General features: G+C 54.7%; 16 protein-coding genes. 7 read left to right on the forward strand and 9 right to left on the reverse strand.

All coding sequences use genetic code 11. From position 1 onward, the window contains the following. Positions 1-82: 82 nt before the first annotated feature. The gene (locus tag ACESQ2_RS10695) at positions 83-610 is read right to left on the reverse strand and encodes a GNAT family N-acetyltransferase (RefSeq protein WP_025108366.1); all 528 of its coding nucleotides are present in this window, start codon (positions 608-610) and stop codon (positions 83-85) included. A gap of 144 nt (positions 611-754) precedes the next feature. Between ACESQ2_RS10695 and treZ the strand changes: the two genes are divergently transcribed. The 3 genes from treZ to glgX are packed head-to-tail and all read left to right on the forward strand — an operon-like array spanning position 755 to position 7,157. Further along, positions 755-2,542: a malto-oligosyltrehalose trehalohydrolase gene (gene treZ / locus ACESQ2_RS10700; RefSeq protein WP_224260185.1), complete on the forward strand. Its 1,788-nt coding sequence runs from the start codon at positions 755-757 to the stop codon at positions 2,540-2,542. Beyond that, positions 2,539-5,082: a malto-oligosyltrehalose synthase gene (gene treY / locus ACESQ2_RS10705; protein ID WP_224260184.1), complete on the forward strand. Its 2,544-nt coding sequence runs from the start codon at positions 2,539-2,541 to the stop codon at positions 5,080-5,082. The genes treZ and treY overlap by 4 nt, the downstream gene beginning before the upstream one ends. A gap of 5 nt (positions 5,083-5,087) precedes the next feature. Next, complete coding sequence (gene glgX / locus ACESQ2_RS10710; protein ID WP_373170390.1) at positions 5,088-7,157, forward strand: glycogen debranching protein GlgX; 2,070 nt, start codon at positions 5,088-5,090, stop codon at positions 7,155-7,157. A gap of 44 nt (positions 7,158-7,201) precedes the next feature. On the opposite strand, the gene lpdA is transcribed toward glgX, so the two are convergent. Genes lpdA through ACESQ2_RS10730 form a run of 4 tightly spaced genes read right to left on the reverse strand, consistent with a single transcriptional unit; the run spans position 7,202 to position 12,106 of the window. Beyond that, positions 7,202-8,599, reverse strand: coding sequence for a dihydrolipoyl dehydrogenase (lpdA, locus tag ACESQ2_RS10715; RefSeq protein WP_032749104.1), 1,398 nt, complete (start codon positions 8,597-8,599; stop codon positions 7,202-7,204). Then, a complete protein-coding gene (locus ACESQ2_RS10720) occupies positions 8,583-10,112 on the reverse strand; it encodes a 2-oxo acid dehydrogenase subunit E2 (RefSeq protein ID WP_373170392.1) in 1,530 nt (509 codons plus the stop codon). The genes lpdA and ACESQ2_RS10720 overlap by 17 nt, the downstream gene beginning before the upstream one ends. 3 nt (positions 10,113-10,115) lie before the next feature. Then, entirely contained in the window at positions 10,116-11,135 is a 1,020-nt protein-coding gene (locus ACESQ2_RS10725; protein WP_014229353.1) for an alpha-ketoacid dehydrogenase subunit beta, read from the reverse strand. A gap of 11 nt (positions 11,136-11,146) precedes the next feature. Continuing rightward, positions 11,147-12,106, reverse strand: a complete 960-nt coding sequence (locus ACESQ2_RS10730) for a thiamine pyrophosphate-dependent dehydrogenase E1 component subunit alpha (protein WP_162557587.1) — start codon at positions 12,104-12,106, stop codon at positions 11,147-11,149. A 253-nt stretch (positions 12,107-12,359) separates the two neighbouring features. Here ACESQ2_RS10730 and ACESQ2_RS10735 point away from each other — a divergent pair, with 253 nt between their 5' ends. Next, the gene (locus ACESQ2_RS10735; RefSeq protein WP_373170393.1) at positions 12,360-15,113 is read left to right on the forward strand and encodes a LuxR C-terminal-related transcriptional regulator; all 2,754 of its coding nucleotides are present in this window, start codon (positions 12,360-12,362) and stop codon (positions 15,111-15,113) included. A 178-nt stretch (positions 15,114-15,291) separates the two neighbouring features. On the opposite strand, the gene ACESQ2_RS10740 is transcribed toward ACESQ2_RS10735, so the two are convergent. Further along, complete coding sequence (locus ACESQ2_RS10740; protein WP_046877569.1) at positions 15,292-16,206, reverse strand: AraC family transcriptional regulator; 915 nt, start codon at positions 16,204-16,206, stop codon at positions 15,292-15,294. Positions 16,207-16,415: 209 nt separating this feature from the next. On the opposite strand from ACESQ2_RS10740, the gene ACESQ2_RS10745 reads away from it, so the two are divergent. Together ACESQ2_RS10745 and ACESQ2_RS10750 are read left to right on the forward strand one after the other, a co-directional pair. Next, positions 16,416-17,504 carry an alpha/beta hydrolase gene (locus ACESQ2_RS10745; protein ID WP_165795116.1) on the forward strand — a complete coding sequence of 363 codons (1,089 nt, stop codon included), beginning with the start codon at positions 16,416-16,418 and terminating at the stop codon, positions 17,502-17,504. A gap of 84 nt (positions 17,505-17,588) precedes the next feature. Then, complete coding sequence (locus ACESQ2_RS10750; RefSeq protein ID WP_025108357.1) at positions 17,589-17,960, forward strand: DUF2255 family protein; 372 nt, start codon at positions 17,589-17,591, stop codon at positions 17,958-17,960. A gap of 116 nt (positions 17,961-18,076) precedes the next feature. Here the strand turns inward: ACESQ2_RS10750 and ACESQ2_RS10755 are convergent, their stop codons facing one another. Genes ACESQ2_RS10755 through ACESQ2_RS10765 form a run of 3 tightly spaced genes read right to left on the reverse strand, consistent with a single transcriptional unit; the run spans position 18,077 to position 20,648 of the window. Further along, complete coding sequence (locus tag ACESQ2_RS10755) at positions 18,077-18,922, reverse strand: pirin family protein (RefSeq protein ID WP_049070633.1); 846 nt, start codon at positions 18,920-18,922, stop codon at positions 18,077-18,079. A gap of 13 nt (positions 18,923-18,935) precedes the next feature. Beyond that, positions 18,936-19,988 (reverse strand): LLM class flavin-dependent oxidoreductase, encoded by a 1,053-nt coding sequence (locus ACESQ2_RS10760; protein ID WP_224259994.1) that lies wholly within the window; start codon positions 19,986-19,988, stop codon positions 18,936-18,938. A gap of 45 nt (positions 19,989-20,033) precedes the next feature. Next, positions 20,034-20,648 (reverse strand): FMN-dependent NADH-azoreductase, encoded by a 615-nt coding sequence (locus tag ACESQ2_RS10765; protein WP_049070629.1) that lies wholly within the window; start codon positions 20,646-20,648, stop codon positions 20,034-20,036. Between the two features lie 135 nt (positions 20,649-20,783). Here ACESQ2_RS10765 and ACESQ2_RS10770 point away from each other — a divergent pair, with 135 nt between their 5' ends. Continuing rightward, positions 20,784-21,686: a LysR family transcriptional regulator gene (locus ACESQ2_RS10770; protein WP_373170396.1), complete on the forward strand. Its 903-nt coding sequence runs from the start codon at positions 20,784-20,786 to the stop codon at positions 21,684-21,686. Positions 21,687-21,725 lie beyond the last annotated feature (39 nt).

Genomic DNA, 21,725 nt, shown 5'->3' on the forward strand with positions numbered 1-21,725 from the left:
TCAATGACTGCGTTTGGGCGATAAAAAAAGCGCAAACCAGGAATAATTAACATCGTAAAACCAGGAATTATTTACCTGGCTTTTAAGTCAACATGTAATACCAGAACAACGCAATTTCATCTTTTTCCGGTAACGCGCTGTAGAGATAACGATCGTATCCGCCCAGGGTAAAGCCATAATTTCGATAGAAAAGGCAGGCGGGAACGTTGACGTTCTGGGTTTCCAGCTTTAATCCCGCCGCGCTCATGCTCCGAGCCCATATATGGGCTGCCGCCATGAGCTTGTTGGCCGCGCCCGTTCTGCGCTGTGAGCGCTCGATGGCGATATAATCCACGGAAATAAACTTGTTCCAGATCAAGGAAGCAGTAATAAATCCGGCCACTTGCCCCGCGTCGGTTTCCGCGATTAAAAATATAGCATCCGGATTAACGCAGTGGTTTTCCAGCGTCTGGATGTCCAGTTCATAGGTTTTATTATAAGCGCTGGGAAGTGTTTCAATTTTCAGATCATTATTGACAAAGGGGCCGGTGGCAATCTGGCTGACGGTGAAGGAAAAATCACAATATTCCAGGCGAGCCAGGTCGGAATTTAATCCTTTACGAATCTGCATAGCATTCCTTGTTTTTTAAGCGATTTATTAATCATAGACAACGTCTTTAAAAATAACAGCCTCGCCATCAACAGCGCACGCGTTTAAACCTGGTCTAATCTTATATTCATGCCGCATTTTCCACAGGTCATTTGAGGATATTTAATGGAATCCAGAGTATTTAAAAAACATTGGGGGGCGGAGTTCATTGCCGCGGACACGGTCCGCTTTCGCGTCTGGGCCGAAGGTCAAAAAACGATGACGCTGAGCCTGACGGGCCGGGATATTCCGATGGACGCTGCGGGAGAGGGCTGGTTCCAGATTGACGTCCCCGGCGTAAAGCATGGTGATGAATATATGCTCCGTTTAGCCGACGGCACGCGCATTCCGGACCCGGCGTCGCGCGCGCAACGCGATGATGTTAACGGCCCTTCGGTGGTCATCGACCCCAGGCGTTTTCAGCCGGTTAACGCTGGCTGGAAAGGGCGTCCGTGGGAAGAAACCGTGATATATGAACTTCATCCGGGCACCTTTACGCCGGATGGCACCTTTCTGGCTGCCATCGAAAAGCTGCCTTATCTGGCGGAGCTGGGGATCACCCAGATAGAGGTCATGCCCGTAGCCCAGTTTGGCGGTTCCCGCGGCTGGGGTTACGACGGCGTATTACTCTATGCGCCGCACGCAGCGTATGGCGCACCGGAGGATTTTCAAGCCTTTATTGATGCCGCCCACGGGTTAGGGCTATCGGTGGTTCTCGATATCGTGCTGAACCATTTTGGCCCGGAAGGCAACTATCTCTCTCTGCTGTCGCCGGGCTTTTTTCATCAGGACCGGATGACCCCGTGGGGTAACGCTATCGCCTATGAAACCGAGGCCGTGCGGCAGTATATTACCGAGGCGCCGCTGTTCTGGCTGACCGAATACCAGCTCGATGGGCTGCGCTTTGATGCTATCGATCAGATTGAAGATCGCTCCGCCAGGCACGTACTGATAGAAATAGCCGAAAATATCCGCGCCGCGATTCCCGACCGCCATATCCACCTCACCACTGAAGACAGCCGGAACGTGATTTTCCTCCATCCGCGCGATGAGAACGGACAGACGCCGCTCTTTACCGCCGAGTGGAACGATGACTTTCATAACGCCGCCCACGTTTTCGCGACCGGCGAAACGCACGCCTATTATCAGGATTTTGCGCATCAGCCGGCAAAGAATGTCGCAAGGGCGCTGGCCGAAGGGTTTGTCTACCAGGGTGAGCTTTCTGCGCAAACCGGAAAGCCACGCGGCGTGGCCTGCGCCGCTCAGCCGCCGCAGTTTTTTGTCGACTTTATTCAGAATCACGATCAGACCGGGAACCGTGCGCAGGGGGAGAGGCTGATTTCTCTTGCCGGCGCCGGGAAAACGCGCGTTCTTCTCGCCGCATTGCTTCTGTCGCCCCACATTCCTTTGCTGTTTATGGGCGAAGAGTTTGCGGAGACGAACCCCTTTCTGTTCTTTACCGATTTTCATGGCGACCTCGCGAAGGCGGTGCGGGAAGGGCGGGCTAAAGAGTTTGCCGGGCACGCGGGACACGATGCATCAGTCCCTGACCCGAACGATCCCCGGACCTTTATCCGTTCTAAGCTCGACTGGCAGAAGGCGGCAAGCGAGGAGGGGAAAGCCTGGCTGCGCTTTACGCGCCACCTTATCCAGCTGCGCCATCGCTACATTGTCCCGCTGCTCGCGGCGGGAGGGGCCGTGGAGGGCATGATCCTGCACGCGGCGGCGCAGGCGCTGGCGGTGAGCTGGCAATTCTCCGGCGGCACGCTCTCCGTGGCGCTGAATATCGGCGAGGAGCGGGCCGCGATGCCGGAAATACCGGGCGAGGTCATTTTTAGCTGGCCGGAGCGGCAGGAGGCGTTATCGCCAAACAGTATTGTTGTCCGTTTTGCACATGGAGAAGCCTCATCATGATCCCTTCCGCAACCTATCGTATTCAGTTCCGTAACGGCATGACCTTCGATCGCGCGGCGGCGCTGGCGCCATATCTCAAAGACCTGGGTATCAGCCATCTTTACGCCTCGCCGATTTTTACGGCAACCAGCGGGTCAACCCATGGCTATGATATTACCGATCCTAACGAGATCGATCCGGCCATCGGGGGCCGCGAAGGGTTTGACCGGATGGTGAAGGCGCTGCGAAACGCGCAAATTGGCCTGATTCTGGATATTGTTCCCAACCATATGGCGACCTCGCTGGAGAATCGCTGGTGGCGGGACGTCATCGAGCAGGGCAAAAACAGCGCCTGGGCCCATTATTTCGATATTGACTGGACGCGTCCCGTTACGCTGCCGTTTCTGGGGGACACCTTTGAGGCAGAGCTGGAGAGCGGGGCTCTCGCGCTAAAACGCGATCCGGAAACCGGGAAGCCGGCGTTCGTCTACTATGACCAGGCCTGGCCCCTGAATCCTCAAACCCTGGCGACAGGTGAGCAACTACTAACATCCTCGGATCGCGACGCCATTCTGGCGCTGCACAAGGCGCAAAGCTGGCGGCTGATGTCCTGGCGGGAGGCGCCCAGGCAGCTCTCCTGGCGGCGTTTTTTTGAAATTACCGGCCTGATTGGCGTCCGGGTTGAAGACCCGGCGGTGTTTGACGACACCCACCGCCTTATCATTGAACTGGTGCACTCTGGCATCGTCGATGGTCTGCGCATTGACCATATCGATGGCCTTGCCGACCCGCTGGGGTATTTGCAGCGCCTGCGCCAGGCAACCGGGCCAGATTGCTACATTACGGTGGAAAAAATCCTCGCCAAAGGCGAGCAGCTGCCCGCCGACTGGCCCGTCTCCGGCACCACAGGATATGAGTTTATCGCTTCGCTGGCGGAAGTGCTGGTGGATAACAATAACCTCGATCTGCTGCAGCAGGTTCATGATGAAGCGCTCGGCGGAGCGATAGATCGCCATACCGCGCTGCGCGAGGCGAAAGGACTGATGGTGGATCGCAATTTTGAGGGTGAATTTACCACCTTATTGCGGCTGGCCACCGAACTGGCGGAGCGTAATAGCATGGCGGTTGAGAGCGACGCGCTGCGCCATGCCTTGCGTGAACTGCTGCTGGCCTTCCCGGTCTATCGTACCTACGGCACCGCCGAAGGGCTGACCGCAGGCGATATTACGCTGTTAAACCGGGTGGTTGACCAGGTGAACGCCAGGGAAGACAAACCCGATGCCAGGGCGCTTGAGGTCATTATCGCCATCCTGACCGGCAATCTGCACGAAAGTAGCCTCGACACCGCGTCACTCTTCAGGACCCGCTTTCAGCAGCTGACGGGGCCGTTGATGGCTAAATCGGTCGAGGATACGCTGTTCTTTCGCCATAACCTCGACCTGGCATTGAACGAAGTCGGGGCCGATCCTACTCCTCGCGCTTTTTCTCTCTCTCGTTTTCACCAGGAGATGCGCATTCGTCTTGCCCGCCAGCCCGACGCGCTGCTGGGAACGTCGACGCACGATACTAAACGCGGGGAAGATGCGCGCGCCCGGCTTTACACCCTAACGGAAGCCCCGCAGCTGTGGGCGGAAAACCTTGCGCGCTGGCGTCAGATGAATCAAACCCAGGTGCGTTTTTTGAACGATGGTACGGCGCCGAACGCGGCGGATACGTGGATGATCTATCAGGCGCTCGCCGGCGTGTGGCCTGCAACGCTGCTGCCCGACGATACCGCAGGGCTGAAAGAACTCGAGACGCGTTTTCTTGCTTTTATGGAAAAAGCGCTGCGCGAGGCCAAGCAAAGAACCGACTGGATCGACAGCAATGAAAGCTATGAAAGCGTTGTGCTGAACTATGCGCAACAGCTGTTCGCTGCGGATAATTCGCTCTTTCTCAACGATTTTTACACCGCCCTGCAGCCTTTTATCCGTGCCGGCCTGGTGAACAGCCTCAGCCAGACGGTCATCAAACTGACCGCGCCCGGCGTGCCGGATATTTATCAGGGGAGCGAGGCGCTGAACTTCAGCCTCGTCGATCCGGATAACCGACGTGAACCTGACTTCGCCGTCCTGGCGCATAACCTCGATAGCGAAGGCCCAGAGTTATTTGATAACGAAAACGCATGGCGAGACGGGCAGCTGAAGCAGTACGTCACCGCGTCGTTTCTCAGGTTAAGGCAGCGACATTCCGCGCTCTTCCATTATGGTGACTGGGTACCATTAAAGGTCACCGGTGACAGGGAAGAGAATCTTATCGCCTACGCGCGCATCAACGACGAGGAGGCCCTTATCGTGGTGGTTCCTCGCCTGGCCTTTGACGTCGCGGCGCACGGGTTGGCTGATTCCCCGGCCAGGCTGTGGGGCAACACTGCGGTAGCCATACCCGAAGATCTGGCAGGACGACATTATCGCGATGCGTTAACCGGCGAAAACCGTCTTGTCGAAGAGGCGCTCGATCTGGCGTCAGCAACGGGGTGGTTAGTAACGCTTATTAGTGAAAAGAAAAGTAGAGAGGAATAGTGTCAATGAAAGAAACGTTTGCAATAGAGCCCGGGGACGGCCAGCAGCTGGGGGCTAATTTTGACGGAAAGGGCGTGAACTTCGCGCTGTTTTCAGCGCACGCTGAGCGGGTTGAGCTGTGCTTATTCGATCCTTGCGGAAAAGCGGAAATAGCCCGGCTTGAACTACCTGAATATACACACGAAATCTGGCACGGCTACGTACCCGGTCTGCAGCCCGGAGCCTTATACGGTTATCGGGTTTATGGGCCGTACGATCCGGAGAACGGCCATCGCTTTAATCCACACAAATTGCTTATCGATCCCTACGCGCGGGAGCTGGAAGGCGATATTGAATGGAACGATGCGCATTTCGGCTACGAGCTGGGCCATGAGGAGAAAGATCTGAGCTTTGATACCCGCGATAGCGCGCCATTTACGCCAAAATGCAAGGTTGTCGACCCGGATGCCTTCGACTGGCAGGGGGAGAATCGCCCCGACGTCCCCTGGCCGCATGCGGTTATCTACGAAACGCATGTAAAGGGTTTTACCCAGCGCAATCCGGCGCTTCCCCCGGAGCTGCGCGGCACATTTGAGGGGCTTGGGCATCAGGCTTCCGTCGATTATATCAAGAGCCTGGGCATCACTTCCGTTGAGCTGCTTCCCGTACACTGGTTTCCGGACGATCGGCATCTGCTCGACAGAGGGCTAAAAAACTTCTGGGGTTACAATACGCTGGGCTTCTTCGCTCCGGCGTCCCGTTACTACGGACCCGCGGGTATCTCGGGCTTCCGCGACATGGTGCGCGCATTTCATGATGCCGGTATCGAAGTGATCCTTGACGTGGTTTACAACCACACCGCGGAAGGCAATGAGCTGGGACCGACGCTCTCATTTAAAGGCATCGATAATTTTTCCTACTACCGGACGATGCCGGATCAGCATCGCTATTACATAAATGATACCGGGACGGGGAACACGGTGAATACCTCGCATCCCCGGGTGCTGCAGATGGTCATGGATTCGCTACGTTACTGGGCGCAAGCCATGCACGTCGACGGCTTTCGTTTTGATCTGGGGACCATTCTCGGGCGCGAACCCGAGGGCTTCGATCCGCGAGGCGGGTTCTTCGATGCGGTAACCCAGGATCCGGTTTTATCGAAGCTTAAACTGATTGGTGAGCCCTGGGATATCGGTCCCGGGGGTTATCAGGTCGGCGGTTTTCCGCCTGGCTGGGGCGAGTGGAACGATAAATATCGTGATACGGTGCGGGAATACTGGAAGGGGGATAATGTTTCCAACGACTTTGCCGCCCGTTTACTGGGCTCCGGCGATCTGTACGATTTACGCGGCCGTCGTCCGTGGTCCAGCGTCAATTTTATTACCGCCCATGACGGCTTCACGTTGAACGATCTGGTTTCGTATAACGAGAAGCATAATGAAGCCAACGGTGAGGACAATAACGACGGGCATAATGACAACCGCTCCTGCAATTATGGCGAAGAAGGCCCGACAGAAAACCAGGATATCGTCGCCGTCCGCGAACGCCAGAAGCGGAATTTCCTGACCACGTTATTGTTCTCCCACGGTACGCCGATGCTGCTGGCCGGCGATGAGTTTGGCCGTTCTCAGCAGGGCAATAATAACGGCTACTGCCAGGACAGCGAGATTTCATGGGTCAACTGGGAAGCACTGTCCGATCAGGACCATACGTTGCGCCATTTCACCCAGCGTCTGATAGCGCTGCGTGCGGAGCAACCGCTTTTACGCCGTGAAAGCTGGCGTGACGGGCTCGAGATACGCTGGTTTAACGCCGGCGGCGGTCTGCAGCAATCTGAACAATGGGATGAAGGTTCGACGTTAGGTCTCGCCATCAGCCGACCCGATCTTGAACAGGAGGAGGGCATCTGGCATGACGTGCTGATGCTGTTCAATCCCTTTGAGGGCGATGTTCCGTTCCAGATCCCGCAGTTTGGCGAAGGCGGCTGGGTTCTTGAGCTGTCGACCGCTGAAGAAAAAACGGACGGCGTCATCATTACCGAGACAATTGATTTTGTTCTGGCCGGGCGCAGCATTGCCCTTTTCAGACGGCCTTAAAGCCTCAGACAAACCCGGCGTTGAATGCCGGGTTTATATTGTCATTATTGATGCAGCGGCTGACCACTGGCGGCAAGGATGGATTCATGCATGGCTTCAGAAAGCGTTGGATGAGCAAAGATCATCGATAAGAGACTCTCATCTGTGGCCTCCAGATGATGCGCGATACCAAAACCCTGGATCTGTTCAGTGACCTGCTCACCAACCATATGCGCGCCCAGCAGTTCGCCGGTTTCGGCGTCGAAAACAGTCTTTACAAAACCCTCCGTCTCCCCGCTGGCCAGCGCCTTACCATTCCCCTGATATGCGAACTTACCGATCTTGATTGGCCGTCCCGTCTCGCGAGCCTTCGCCTCTGTCAAGCCCAGGCTGGCAACCTGTGGCCGGGCATAGGTACAACCGGGCACATAGTCGCGGTTAAGAGGGCGTACGCCTTTGACGCCAGCCAGCGTCTCGACGCAGATCGCGCCTTCGTGGCTGGCTTTGTGCGCCAGACACGGCGGGCCGGCCACATCGCCGATAGCATAGAGCCCAAATACGTTGGTTCGGCAAGCTGCATCCGTCTTGATAAACCCGCGGTCCAACTCGACTCCCAGCGCTTCCAGCCCCAGGCCTTCCACATTAGGCTGTACGCCCGCTGCCAACAGCACACGTTCGACTTCAAGGGTCTGTTCGGCGCCGGTGGTTTTCAAGGTGCAGCGCACGCCCGTATCGGTGCGCTGTACCTGCGTCAGCAGCGTTTGGCTATGGACGTGTATACCGCGTTTTTCGAACGATTTACGCACGGTAGCGGATACTTCGGCGTCTTCAACGGGCAGAATCTGCGCGGCTTGTTCGACCAGCGTCACGTTACTGCCAAGATCGTTATAAAGGCTGGCGAACTCGACTCCGATGGCCCCTGATCCGATGATTAATAGAGACTCCGGTAAGCGCTCAGGCTGCAGGGCCTCAAAATAGGTCCAGATTCGCTCACCATCTGGCTCTACTCCTGGTAACGCTCGCGGCCGGGCGCCAGTCGCAAGGATCACATGACCAGCGCGATAGTCTCGCTCTTCCCCTCGGGGATCGGCGACCGTTACTTGCCCCTTTCCACGTAGCCGGGCGGTGCCGGTAATGACAGTAACGCCATTTTTCTTCAGCAGGTACTCGACACCTCCGGTCAGCTGTTGCGACACGGCGCGGCTAAACTGCACCAGTTTCTGCACATCGAAACTCACCTCTCTGAGACTAAAACCCAGCCGATCGGCATGCGCAATACTGTGCGCCACCTCTGCACCATGCAGCAGCGCCTTGGTTGGAATGCATCCCCAGTTCAGGCAGATCCCCCCTAAATGCTGCTTTTCCACCAATGCTGTACGAAGCCCTAGCTGGCCGGCACGAATGGCGGCGACATACCCCCCAGGCCCGCCACCTATTATCAGTACATCATATTTGTCGTGCATAGCTCGTCTCCTCGATAAACAACAGCGTCGGTGTTTCAACCAGCCGCTTGAGCGCCTGGAGAAAAGCCGCGCCTGACGCCCCATCGATGACCCGGTGATCGCAGGACAGCGATACGGTCAGTTGATGGCGGACGACGATTTGTCCATCGCGAACTACCGCTCGGGGCTCGCCTGCGCCAATCGCAAGGATCGCGCCCTGGGGTGGGTTTATGATGGCATCAAACTGCCGTACTCCGAGCATGCCCAGGTTTGACACGCTAAAGGTGCCGCCCTGGAATTCTTCGGGCTTGAGCATGCCCGCCCGGGCTTTGGTTATCAGAGAATGAACTTCGTTTGATATGTCGCTTATCGACCTGCTGTTGGCCGAACGTACGATAGGGGTAATTAACCCGTCTGGCAGCGCAACGGCCACGGAAATGTCGGCATCGGCAAAACGGCGGATGCTCTGGGTAGCCTCATCAAACTGTATGTTGACGTCCGGCACGGTTATCAGCGCCATGGCGCAGGCCTTAACCAGCATATCGTTAACCGAAATCTTGACGCCGGGTACTTCGCTGTTGATTTCCTTACGCAATGCTAAGAGTCGCTCCAGATCGAGATCGACGGTCAAACGGAAATGGGGTGCATGTTGCTTGGACATTTGCAAACGGCCAGCGATCGCTCGCCGCATACTGGACATCGGCAACGTCTCAAAGGCTGTCGCTGACGTGGCTTGTGGAGCCCCGGCCTGGGGTAGCCCATCAAGCAGCAAAGCGGCCGCCAGCACATCATCACGGCTCACCCGTCCGAGTGAACCGCTTTTGCGGCAGTCGTGCAGGTTGATCCCCAGTTTGTTGGCCAGACGGCGCGCTAACGGGGTTGCCGATACCTGGCTATCATCGGTATGCGATCGCGGCGCTTTGCCGGAACGAACGGGCGGCGGCGGAGAGGCGATGCGGCCGCCTGCGGCAACGATCGCGCTCTCCAGGTCAGCGACAGAGATACGCTCGCCACGCCCGCTACCCTGGACCTTTTTCAAGTCAACGCCCAACCGCGCAGACTGACGTAACGCATGGGGAGTGGCATTCACCTGAGTCGGATCGGTTATGCCTTGCAGGCTGGTGGGTACCTCGGTCTGCCCAATGGATGCCGCAGGCTTATTGGCGGGGGCTGGTACAATGGAGGGCGCGACGGCCGCTACAGCAGGCTCGGTAGTCTGCATGGCAGGCGCTGCTGGCTGCGCCGCGGCCAGACTGGCGGCAAAGGCATCCAGTTCAGCATCGCTTACCGAAGAGTCAGCTACCAACGCCAAAACAGCGCCGACCGGGAGGGTATCTCCCACCCGGGCGATTATCCGCCGTAGCGTACCGGCGAAGGGGGCCTCCAGAACATTGACGATTTTGCTGGTCTCAATTTCACAGATTTCCTGCCCTTTGGCGAAGCGGTCACCCTCCTGGATGGCCCACCGCGCGAGCACGCCTTCCTCCATTGAAAGGCCCCACTTCGGCATTTCAAGTGTCCTGATATCGCTCATAGCTTAATCCTCCAGCACTTGACGGACGGCAGCTTCGATACGTTCAACGCCAGGGATCCAGAGTTTTTCGAGAGCAGGGGAGAACGGTACCGGGGTGTGTGGTGGTGTCACCAGAACAACAGGCGCTTTGAGGAAATGGAATGCCTGGGAAGCAATCAGCGCTGCGACATCATGAGCAAAGCCAAAACGCGCGGCTGACTCGTCGACAATGACCACGCGGCCGGTAGAAGCCACTGATTCCAGAATGCCTTCTTCGTCCAGAGGCGAGATTGTACGTGGATCGACCACCTCCACCGAGATCCCCTCTCTGGCCAGTTTGTCGGCGACCTGGTTTGCTTTATGTACCATTGCCGACAACGCGATGATGGTGACATCCTCACCTTCACGGGTATAGTTGGCGACGCCCAGGGGCAGGGTATAAATCTCGTCCGGTACCTCGCCCTTGAGGTCATAGAGCATTTTATGCTCGCAGAACACCACCGGATCGTCGTCGCGAATCGACTGGATCAGCAGCCCTTTGACATCATAAGGCGTCGATGGCACAACCACCTTGAGCCCCGGTGTGGTAGCAAAAATATTATAGGGTGACTGCGAATGCTGGGCTGCTGCAGAAAAACCAGCACCGATCATGCCCCGCATCACCAGCGGCGCCTTGGCCTTGCCACCAAACATATAGCGAAACTTTGCCGCCTGGTTGTACAGCGCATCATGGCTAACACCGAAAAAATCCATAAACATCAGCTCCGCCACCGGCCGCAGACCCGTTGCAGCGGCGCCGGCAGCCATGCCGACGATCGCCGACTCCGTAATGGGGGTGTCGATCACCCGGTCGGAGCCGAACTGCGTCCACAGCCCTTTAGTGACTCCGAGCACACCTCCAAAGGCCTCTATCCTTGCTTCTTCGGGCGCATTTCCGCCGTGACCGCCGCGCAAGTCTTCACCAATCAGAACGACGCGTTCGTCGTGCTCCATTTCCTGGGCCAGGGCTTCCTTGACCGCTTCTCGATAGGTTTTTATAGGCATTGTTATCACCCTCAGTATGAGACGTAAACGTCTGTAAGCAGGTCTTCCGGAGCCGGATAGGCAGCGGCGCGCGCTTTGAATACAGCATCATCGACAAGTGCTTCAACCGCCGCGTCGATCGCCGCCAGTTCCTCAAGGGAGATGTGTTGTTTGACCCTGGCGGTGAAAATCTTCAGCGGATCATGTTGTTCGCGCAGACGTTGAACTTCGCCCTCAGCGCGGTAAAGCGCCGGATCGCCCTCAAAGTGACCGTGCCAGCGGAAAGCTTTGGCCTCAATCACGCTTGGGCCTCCACCTTCTCGGGCGCGCTTGACGGCCTCTGAGGTGGCATCGTAAACGGCAAAGAAATCTGTGCCATCAACCGTCACTGCCGGTAAACCGAAGCCCGCGGCGCGCCCGGCGATATCACGACCACCGACGGCGTAGTCATGGCCAGTTCCTTCGCCATAACCGTTGTTCTCGAAAATAAAGATGGCAGGGAGTTGCAGCACCACTGCCATGTTGATGGCTTCAAATACCAGGCCCTGATTAGAACCGCCGTCACCGGTAAAAGAGACCCCAACGTTACCGGTCTTGAGGGTTTTGGCCGTCAGAGCAGCGCCGATGGCTAACGGAGGGGCGCCACCCACGATAGCGTTCGCACCCAGCATACCTTTCGACAGATCGGCAATATGCATAGAGCCTCCCTTGCCCCGGCATAATCCGCTGTCCTTACCGAATATTTCAGCCATCATGCCGTGAATATCGCAGCCTTTGGCAATACAGTGGCCATGCCCACGGTGCGTGGACCCAATGAAATCAGCGTTAGTGAGATTTTCGCAGACCCCCACCGCAATGGCTTCCTCACCGGTATAAAGGTGAATGAAGCCCGGAATATCCCCGCTGGTGTTTTCCTGATGCAAACGCTCCTCAAACGTCCGGATTTCGCGCATCTTACGGTAAGCCTGGAGTAAAGCCTGTTTGTTAAGCATCACTTAATTCTCCTCAGTAAAGGTCGTCAGGCGGGGGTTTGACAGGCTGGAAGCCCCTTAACCACGCCGATGCAATGAATCTACGAGTGCGACGAGGAGGTGCGAAGCCACCTTCATGGGGGGGTAGGAGGGGGTTTTCATGCTTGAGGTCAAACTTTATAAATTTTATGTATCTATCGAGAGGGGTGGCTCCATGCCATCCCGGGCTCTGGCGTACAATTGATAAAAAAATAATACGAGTAGATAACTACGGATGAAGCCATCGGATTTGAAAAGTCGCCAGGCAACTTCACTGGTCTCCGGGCCATTGCGGCTGACGAGAGATTTGCCGCTAATCCTGACCAAATTCGTTCCACCACGCTCTTCGATACGGCTGCTACAGCGCTCACGGCTTCTGCTCCTCCTCGATCGCATGCAGCGACGCCGTCTGGGCGTCGTTTGCGCAGGTGCTGGATTTGGCAAAACCACGCTGTTGGCGCAGTGGTATCAGCAAATGATTGCCCAGGGCGAACGCGTTGCCTGGCTTAGCCTCGATGAGGATGATGATGGCGTATGGCAGTTCATTCCTTATCTGCTGCAAGCATTGCGGCCGCTCTATGGCGATTGGGACGCCGACTTTTGGCGCAACATAGAAGAACAGACGCCCTCCAGTTCTCAACAGTTGCTGGCCGGGTTGATTAACCAACTACATTACTGTCCGCACGACCTGTATCTGATCGTTGATGACTTCCATATGATTAATGATGCTGGTGTATATGAAGCCCTGGGATATTTGCTCAAGCATGCTCCTGCCGCCTTGCACCTGATCATTGGCTGCCGTTTCCACCCCAGTCTCTCTCTGAGCCTGCTTCAGGCACAGGACCAGCTGGTGGAAATCTACGATCGAGACCTGCAATTTACGCTTGAAGAAACCAGAAACTATTTCAGCCAGACGATTGACATACCACTCAGTAATCAGCATGTACAGCGGCTACTTTCCGCGACAGAGGGGTGGATCGCCGGCATGAAAATCGCTTCGTTATCCCCAGAATTGCTCAATGATCCAGAACATCTGCTGCGCAATATTCGTGGTGGAACCCGCGCTATCGCCCGTTATCTGAAAGAGGTGGTACTTGACCCATTGCCACAGGAAGTTTTTGATTTTCTCGTCAAAACATCGTTTCTTAATCGTTTAAATGCCGGGTTATGTAACGGGGTTACAGAGCGTGATGATAGTGAAGCGATACTGGCATGGATTGAGCGGCACAATCTTTTTTTGTCAGCACTGGACGAACAAGGCTGCTGGTTTCGCTACCATCCTCTTTTGCAGGAAACCCTGCGAACGATATTGCAGCAGAACAACGATATCAACCTCAAGCACTTACATGAATTAGCCAGTCATTGGTTCGTTGAGCAGAGATTATGGTCCGAGGCGGTACGCCACGCACTGGCAGCGGGCAAGCCGATCCATAATCCCGGGCAGGATGGCGCGGGCGCGCAGTCGCTGGCGGAAGAAGGGGATATAGATACCCTGGTTTCCTGGATGCATCACTTACCTGCGAGTACTGACCCTTCGCGCATTGACCTGCAAATCAATCTGGCCTGGGCGCTGGCGCACTATTTTCGCTTCGATGAATCGAGGCAGTTACTTGATAATCTTGACCAAATGGTCGTTAATCATCGTGATGATATAACCCCCAACGCCTGGCTCAAATTACGTGTCGTGCGCGCAATTTGCGAAGCTTTTGCCGAGAAAATCCCGGAAAGCCTGGCGATTGTTGAGCCGTTGCTGGCTAAAGTGCCCTGCGGAGACACCTGGGTCGACGGTCTCATATGCAATATTCTGAGCTACTGCCACGTGGTTAACCAGCGCTATAGCGACGCTCTTGAGGTTCAACGGCATATGCCTTGCCCGGAAAGTCCACTAGACAATCTATTTGTCTCGGTTTATCGCGCTTTTATCATCACTCAGTGCCATCTTGGTCAGGGTGACCTGGAGAACGCCTGGGGGCATGCAGAGAATGCATTGCGCCAGGCTGAGCGTTATACCGGCCCTCAGTCGACCAGCGGCGCGACGCTTGCGCCGCTGCTGGCGGAAATGGCTTACGAACGTATGAACCTGGACTCATTAAATACGCTGTTAGCAGACAGACTCGAATTCATCGATCGGTTTGGTCCACCCGACGCCCTGAGTCGCTGCTATACCTACCTTGCGCGCCAGGCCTTGAATGACGATATGCCGCATGAGGCAGAACGGCTGCTGGAACACGCGCAGCGACTAGCAGTGTCTCGAGGATGGCAAAGGCCGCAGGCTTTATTGTTAGCAGAGCAGGCGAGAGTGCGCCTGCAGCGCGCGAATTATCCAGGCGCGGAGCTGCTGCATCGGCAACTCGAACAACTGGCGGCCCGTGCCACAATTGATGCCGAAAACCCCTGTCAACGCGCAATAGCTCAGCATGCCAATGTCAGCCGCAGCCGCCTGCTTCTGGCGTCAGGCCAGGCGCCACAAGCCAGCCTTTTGCTGGGCGAACTCGTGACTGAGCAGGAGCGTCGGGGCGACCGGCTCTCCGCAGCGCGTCTTCGTACGCTATGGTCATTATCCTTGTGGAATAGTGGCGAAAACGCGGCTGCCGTGGCTGCATTGCAGCCCGTCCTGCAATTAGCGGCACAACAGCATCTCAAACGTATTTTTCTTGATGCTGGCGATGCCTTGCAGCCTCTGCTTGTCCGTGTACGCGAAACCTCGGCAGCCAGCGAAGGGGATGACCCTTGGCCCGGGAAAGGGAGCGAGTCTGAAGGCAAGCGGATTCAGCATGAAAACCTTGATGTTAACCAGGAGCTCAGTGAGCGAGAGCTGCAGATATTACAGCTCATTGCTGACGGTCAGATGAACAAAGAAATCGCTCGCTCCCTGACTATCTCTACTGAGACGGTGAAATGGCACATCAAGAACATCTACGCCAAGCTCAAAGTCAATAGTCGTACGCAAGCCATGAGTCGGGCTCTGGAAATGAAGTTACTGGATTAATAATGTCAGTGATGCGCGAATATAATCCATAAGTGAATATGTCAATGGCATCTATTAGCTGACTTTTTACGGGCTGCCCGACGAGGGCTGTCTGATTTTGAGTTCAGGTCTTTAGCATCTCCTGTAGCCTTCACGTACAATAGATTTCACCGGGGGAGGCAGAGCAGGGCAGAATTTACTAAAGCCTACCGGCAGACTCTCTCAGCACAGTAATATCCCTCTTGGGTGATTCCCCAAACATCCGCGTATATTCCCGGCTGAAATGGGATAAGCTTTCATAGCCGACAGCATAGGCCGCTGTGGTGACATCGTAATGCTCATTCAGCATCAGTCGCCTTGCTTCATTGAGACGCAGCCATTTCTGATAGCGGAGCGGACTCATTCCCGCAAGCTGTCTGAAATGGTGGTGGAAGGAGGGCGTGCTCATTTGCACGCGACTTGCCAGCTCTTCGACACGCAGAGGCGAAGCAATATTGGTCTTTAACCAGTCGATAGCTTTACCGATACGGTAGCCATGGCCGTCGACTGCCGCAATCTGCCTGAGACGATCGGACCGATCGCTCATCAACAGCCGATAATGTATCTCCCTCTGAATCAGCGGGCCGAGAACGGGAATGGCTTCAGGTTCGTCCAGTAGTGAAAGCAGGCGGCAGAAAGGCTCCAGTAAAACATCAGTCATGGTTCCTATACCGACCCCCGTTCCCGCATCTCGTTTTTTGACTGGCGGCAGGCATCCCTGGGCAATTAATTCCATCAGTACGCGCTGGTCAAGTTTATAGGCGACGCCGACGCAGGGCCGTGATGGCGATGCCTGTAACACTTCCGAACTGGCTGGCAAATCGAGGGAGGTGATGAGGAATTTTTCCGTATTATATTCATAAGCTTCACCGCCAACCCACATGATCTTCGCGCCATCAGCCACCAGAACGATACTCGGAGGAACCAGGCAGCTCACCGGAGGGGAGGGTTCGTTGCGCCGGAAGAGTTCCAGCCCTTCAACCGCGGTGGGGAAATCACCGGTACCGGGCGTGCGCTGAGCAATATCCCGGGAGAGCTCGCCGAGTCGTCTCTCAACCGATTTGTCTGAAATCATTCCATCACGCCTCATATTTGTTAAGTCTGTGCGACGTCGTCAACTTACCCGTTATGAAAAGTGAAATATACGCTTTGGCATCATGTTAATAGGATCAGGCAAATAATGCAGAGTATTTTAATAACAGATTTCATTAGCGACATCCAAAATAGCCATACCGAAATGAGGCGCTGACTACAACCCAACCCGCATCCAATTTGAATGAAGGTATGACTATCATGACGCTAAAAACTTCAACCCGCTTTTTTAATGGCGCACTCCTTGCCGGAGCGCTGGCCATGATTTCCACAGAATCTGCGGTCGCCCAGCCGGCAGCAGGCACAGCAGATTCTTCAGTACGCCTGGTGCAGACGTGGGATAAAACCTTCCCAAGGAGCGACAAAGTGGATCATCAAAAAGTAACTTTTAAAAACCGTTACGGCATTAGGCTGGCCGCAGATGTGTATCTTCCTAAAGATCGCGGAAACAAGAAGCTTGCGGCACTGGTTATTTCCGGGCCCTTTGGCGCGGTAAAAGAGCAGGCCTCAGGTCTTTATGCGCAAACCTTAGCCGAGCGCGGATTTGTGACGCTGGCATTTGATCCGTCTTATACCGGCGAAAGCAGTGGGGAACCGCGCAATATCGCGTCACCCGATATTAATACCGAAGACTTTATGGCAGCCGTCGATTTTATTGGGCTGCAATCTTATGTGGACCGTGAACGTATCGGCGTCATCGGTATCTGCGGTATGGGGGGTATCGCGCTGAACGCTGTTGCCGTGGATAAACGCGTAAAAGCGGTTGTTGCCAGCACCATGTATGATATGAGCCGCGTGATGTCAAAGGGCTATAATGACAGCGTAACGCCGGCGCAACGCGAGCAGGCGCTTGAGAAGATGAGCCTTCAGCGCTGGGACGATGCGGCAAACGGTCAACCGGCTTATCAGCCAGCTTACAATAAACTGAAGGGCGGCGAAGCGCAGTTCCTCGTGGAATACGCGGACTACTATATGACCAAACGCGGATATCATCCACGTGCCGTCAACTCAGGAAACTCATGGTCCGTGACAACGCCGATGTCCTTTATGAATTTCCCGCTGATGACGTATATTAAGGAAATCTCTCCGCGCCCAATCCTGTTTGTTCATGGTGAAAAAGCGCATTCGCTTTATTTCTCTAAAACGGCATATGAAGCAGCAAATCAGCCTAAAGAGCTTCTGATTGTGAAAGATGCCACCCATGTTGATTTATATGACCGCATGGATAAGATTCCGTTTGATAACATCACGGCATTTTTTAATAAATACCTTAATAAATAAATCATAACACCGTTCGATATTCTCCGACGCAGTGTTACCAACTTTATAATAGACGAAATAACGTATAGAAAAGAGGAAAGGTTTATGCTCTGGAACCGCGAGCTTTTAGCAAAAATAGATGCGGCGGACGACCTGAAAATCGCGCCGTACCGTCCCGATATGAATACCACCGGCACGCCAACATGGATTTGGGAAGTGACGGTGGATAACCGACTTTTCGTCCGTGCCTATAGCGGTACCCGTTCAAAATGGTATCAGGCAGCACTGTCTCAACGGGCGGGTAAGATAGTGGCTATCGGACAGGAATTCGACGTACGGTTCGCAAAACCCGCGGACCCGGCTCTTGAAAGTAAAATCGATCGGGCCTACCAGATAAAATATTCCGGCAGCAGCTATGTTTCCGCAATGACGGGAGCTCGCGCCAGAGCGGCTACGGTTGAGATATTACCTTCGTGAATGCCATGCCGCAGAAATACGACATTTTCAGGCGGGACTGCCGCCAGTGATGGCGACAGTTTTATGAGTATGACTACGGCGTGTCATGATTTTTCTTTGAATATCGATGAGAGTTATCAGCGCGATGTAAGCGCACTGAATGACGGGCTGTTGCGAATAGAGGCGATAGTTCGTTCTCCTTCTGCCAGCGAAGCCGCGTTTGTATGGACAGAGGAAGCCTCCCGGATGAGAGGGTAAGGGTGTTTGACCGCTGAACCGATCACAAATTCGGCCGCTTCATGAGCCGTGATGCTGATAGCCCCATGACCTTCTGCGAAAATTGCCAGCTCACGTTCGAGCAGGGTATTTCCGATCTCCAGCTGCCCGGCGTTAGTTGCCAGCCATGCGATATCATGATCTGCCTGCGGCTGATAAGTCCACTTCTGACCATCTGAAAGCCGCACGTGCAGATAAGTCATTGATGTTGGTGAAGGAACTGGACTGGACCTGCCATTGTACTGTCCCAGTAAAATACGGGCTGGGCCATCGTGCATAATAGCTTCAGCTTCGAAATAAAGGCTTTCTGCCGATGCCAGTTCCAGTTCAGGCGGTAAAGCCACCCAGAGCTGAAAACCTCGCATGACTTTCCCCGGTAAGGGCTCACCCGCATGCCAGACCCCACTACCTGCTCGCATCCACTCCACAGAACCATCAGACATGGAACCTTGTTTTCCTGTGGTATCCCCGTAAGTCATACCACCTTCAAAGAAGGCCGTAAGGGTTGCAATACCTGAATGTGAATGAGGTATAAAACCACGGTTATACGGTGGGAAGAACTCAAACAAATCAAGAAAAACAAACGGCTTGATATCATCTCCCAGATCATCCGGGCTCAGTAATCGCGTAATGGGGCCTAATCGATGGCCCTTCGTACGGTAGGCAATGGCGCGATTCACGCCCTGGCTCTCAAGAGAATCGGTCATGATAGATTTTCCTTCAATATACAATTCTGGCTGTGTGCTTTTTTTCACGAAGGGCCGCAGCCACTTCGTGTCCGATAAGTTTGATTGAATGACCCATTGCCTCAGATCCTGCAGTGGCAGCACTCATCTGAAATGACAGCCGGTCAATACCGCCCAGTGATGTCGATATTGCCTGTGCTTTGGCTATCACGCTTGGCGGATCGCCAACGAGGTATGCACCATCAGGGCTACAGGAGGCATCAAATTGCTCACGCGTCACTGGCCCCCAACCGCGCTCTTTGCCCACTTGTGTGAAAGCATGCAGCCAGCCTGGGTAAAACGCGTCTTTTGCTGCTTTCGCGGAGTCAGCCACAAAGCCGGTAACATGTAGCCCCACCCTAAGCTGTTCGCGATGGTAGCCGGCACGAATACCGGCCTGCAGGTAGAGGTCGATTAATGGCCGGAAACGATCGGGTCTGCCCCCGATAATCGCCACCATCAGCGGCAGACCCGCAGCTCCGGCCCGGATGAAGGAGTGCGGTGTCCCGCCAACACCTACCCAAACCGGCAGCGGATTCTGCATTGGCCGGGGATAGACGCCCTGGCCCGTAAGCGCTGGACGGTAACGGCCTGACCATGTGATGTGTGTTTCCCTGACAAGTTGCTGCAAAAGTCCAAGCTTCTCTGTAAATAGAGCGTCATAGTCATCCCTGGAGTGACCAAATAGCGAATAAGCTTCTGCAAAAGAACCACGACCAACGGTGATTTCGGCACGGCCCTGCGAGAGCAGATCCAGGGTGGAGAAATCCTGAAACAACCTCACCGGATCAACCGTACTGAGAACCGATACCGCGCTGGTTAGTCTGATTTTTTTCGTTCGTGCGGCGGCCGCCGCAAGAATGACAGCAGGTGACGAATCGGCGAAATCAGTACGATGATGTTCACCGACACCAAACACATCTATACCAGCCTCGTCGGCAAGAGTGATTTCCTCCAGTAATGCCGCAAGACGTTCCGCCGGATTAGGTATACGCCCATTGTTCCTTTCAGGTAAAAGTGAAGCGAAACTGTTTATGCCTATTTCCACATTTAACTCCTTGTGTCGGTTTTTCAACGTAACCCCGGTCACGGGTCAGATAACCGTTGTTTCAACCTCGTTCTTCGCCCTGGCAAGAGCAGTTGCTCTGGCGTCATCTCCCAGAGCAAGACCTTCCGCACGAAAAATGGTGATGTCAGAGAGTCCGATGAAATTAAGCGCAGCGGTAAGCAACGTTTCCTGATGGTCAAGATGGGCGACAGGGCTGGTACCGCTGTAAACGCCACCGCGAGTTGAAGCGATATACACTTTTTTACCTGCTGGAAGCAGACCTTCCGGACCATTCGCGGTGTAGTGGAATGTCCTCCCCGCGACAAGTACACGATCCAGCCATGCCTTGAGTTGGCTCGGAAGCGAAAAGTTATACATCGGAACGCCAATAATAATGATATTCGCTGAGAACAACTCATCGATGTAGGTGCTGCCCAGAGCGATGTCGTTCGCTAACGATTCTGAAGTCGGTGTATTTCCCTGAAACACAGCCAGATGGGCGGGGCTCAAATGCTGTAATTCATCTGCAACAAGATCGCGTCGCAGAAGTGTGGCTCCAGGGTTTAATTTCACTTCTTTAGCGACGATTTCAGCAGTCAGGCTGCGGCTGACAGAGTTGCTACCCAGGATGCTCGAGTCGATATGCAGAATAGTAGTCATATTAAATCTCCGGTGAGTGGACTGTGGTCAACGTAAAAAATAGTGCGCCACCATAATTGCACCTACGAATGCATCTGAACAGCCGTTATAATCTTATGGATACCATCTTGAATTCAGATACATTGGTGAGGGTTTATGCTTGACGGAATATCGCTCGACCAGCTTCGAACATTTGTTGCTGCTGTAGATGAAGGGAGCTTCTCGGCCGCTGCCCGTCGTCTTGGCCGGGCTCAGTCAGCAGCCAGTGAGCTTGTGCGTGGGCTGGAACTGCAATTAGGTGTCACCTTATTCGATCGCTCAGGGCGCTATCCATTGCTGACACCTGCAGGCTCGGCATTGCTTGTCAGCGCGCGAAAGGCCGTTTCTATTGTGGATGCCATGAAATCGCAGGCAAAAGGCATGGCGGCCGGACTGGAACCCGAACTGGCTGTGGTTGTGGATGTCTTTTTTCACATTGATGCCCTTGCGGGAGTCGCTAAAGAGTTTCGTCAACAGTTCCCGGCAGTACCGCTTCATGTGTACGTAGAAGCTCTTGGCGCTACTTTCCAGCCCGTTCTGGATAGACGAGCCACGGTGGGTATTGTTGGTTTCCTGCCATTGACGCCCCCAGGAATCATCACTGAACCTTTGGTGAATATTCCTTTTGCAATGGTAGCTGCGGCAGAGCACCCACTGGCGGCGTATCCAGGCCCAATCCCGCAGAGTGAACTCGCAAAGCATGTTCAGCTGGTACTGACCGATCGTTCTGAACATTCAAAAGGGCGCGATTTTGGCGTAATGTCTCCCAAAACATGGAAACTCGCTGACCTGTTTGCCAAGCGCGCATTCCTGCTTAATGGACTGGGCTGGGGAGGAATGCCTCTCCACACCGTGCAGACCGATCTGGATAGTGGTCGCCTCGTACGTCTGGCCATTGAGGAAGAACCTCAGGGTGGGGTCAGTATGTTGATGTCAGCAGTGTATCGTGTGGATAATCCGCCAGGCCAGGCAGGCCGCTGGCTTATCGACCAAATAATGGCCTGCTCCAGCCACAGGTAGCTATATCACTGGCTGGTACTTCAGCTCAGTGGTGGTTCG

Origin of the sequence: Klebsiella sp. Q11 (assembly GCF_964241505.1) — a bacterium.
GTDB classification, from domain to species: Bacteria; Pseudomonadota; Gammaproteobacteria; order Enterobacterales; family Enterobacteriaceae; genus Klebsiella; species Klebsiella michiganensis.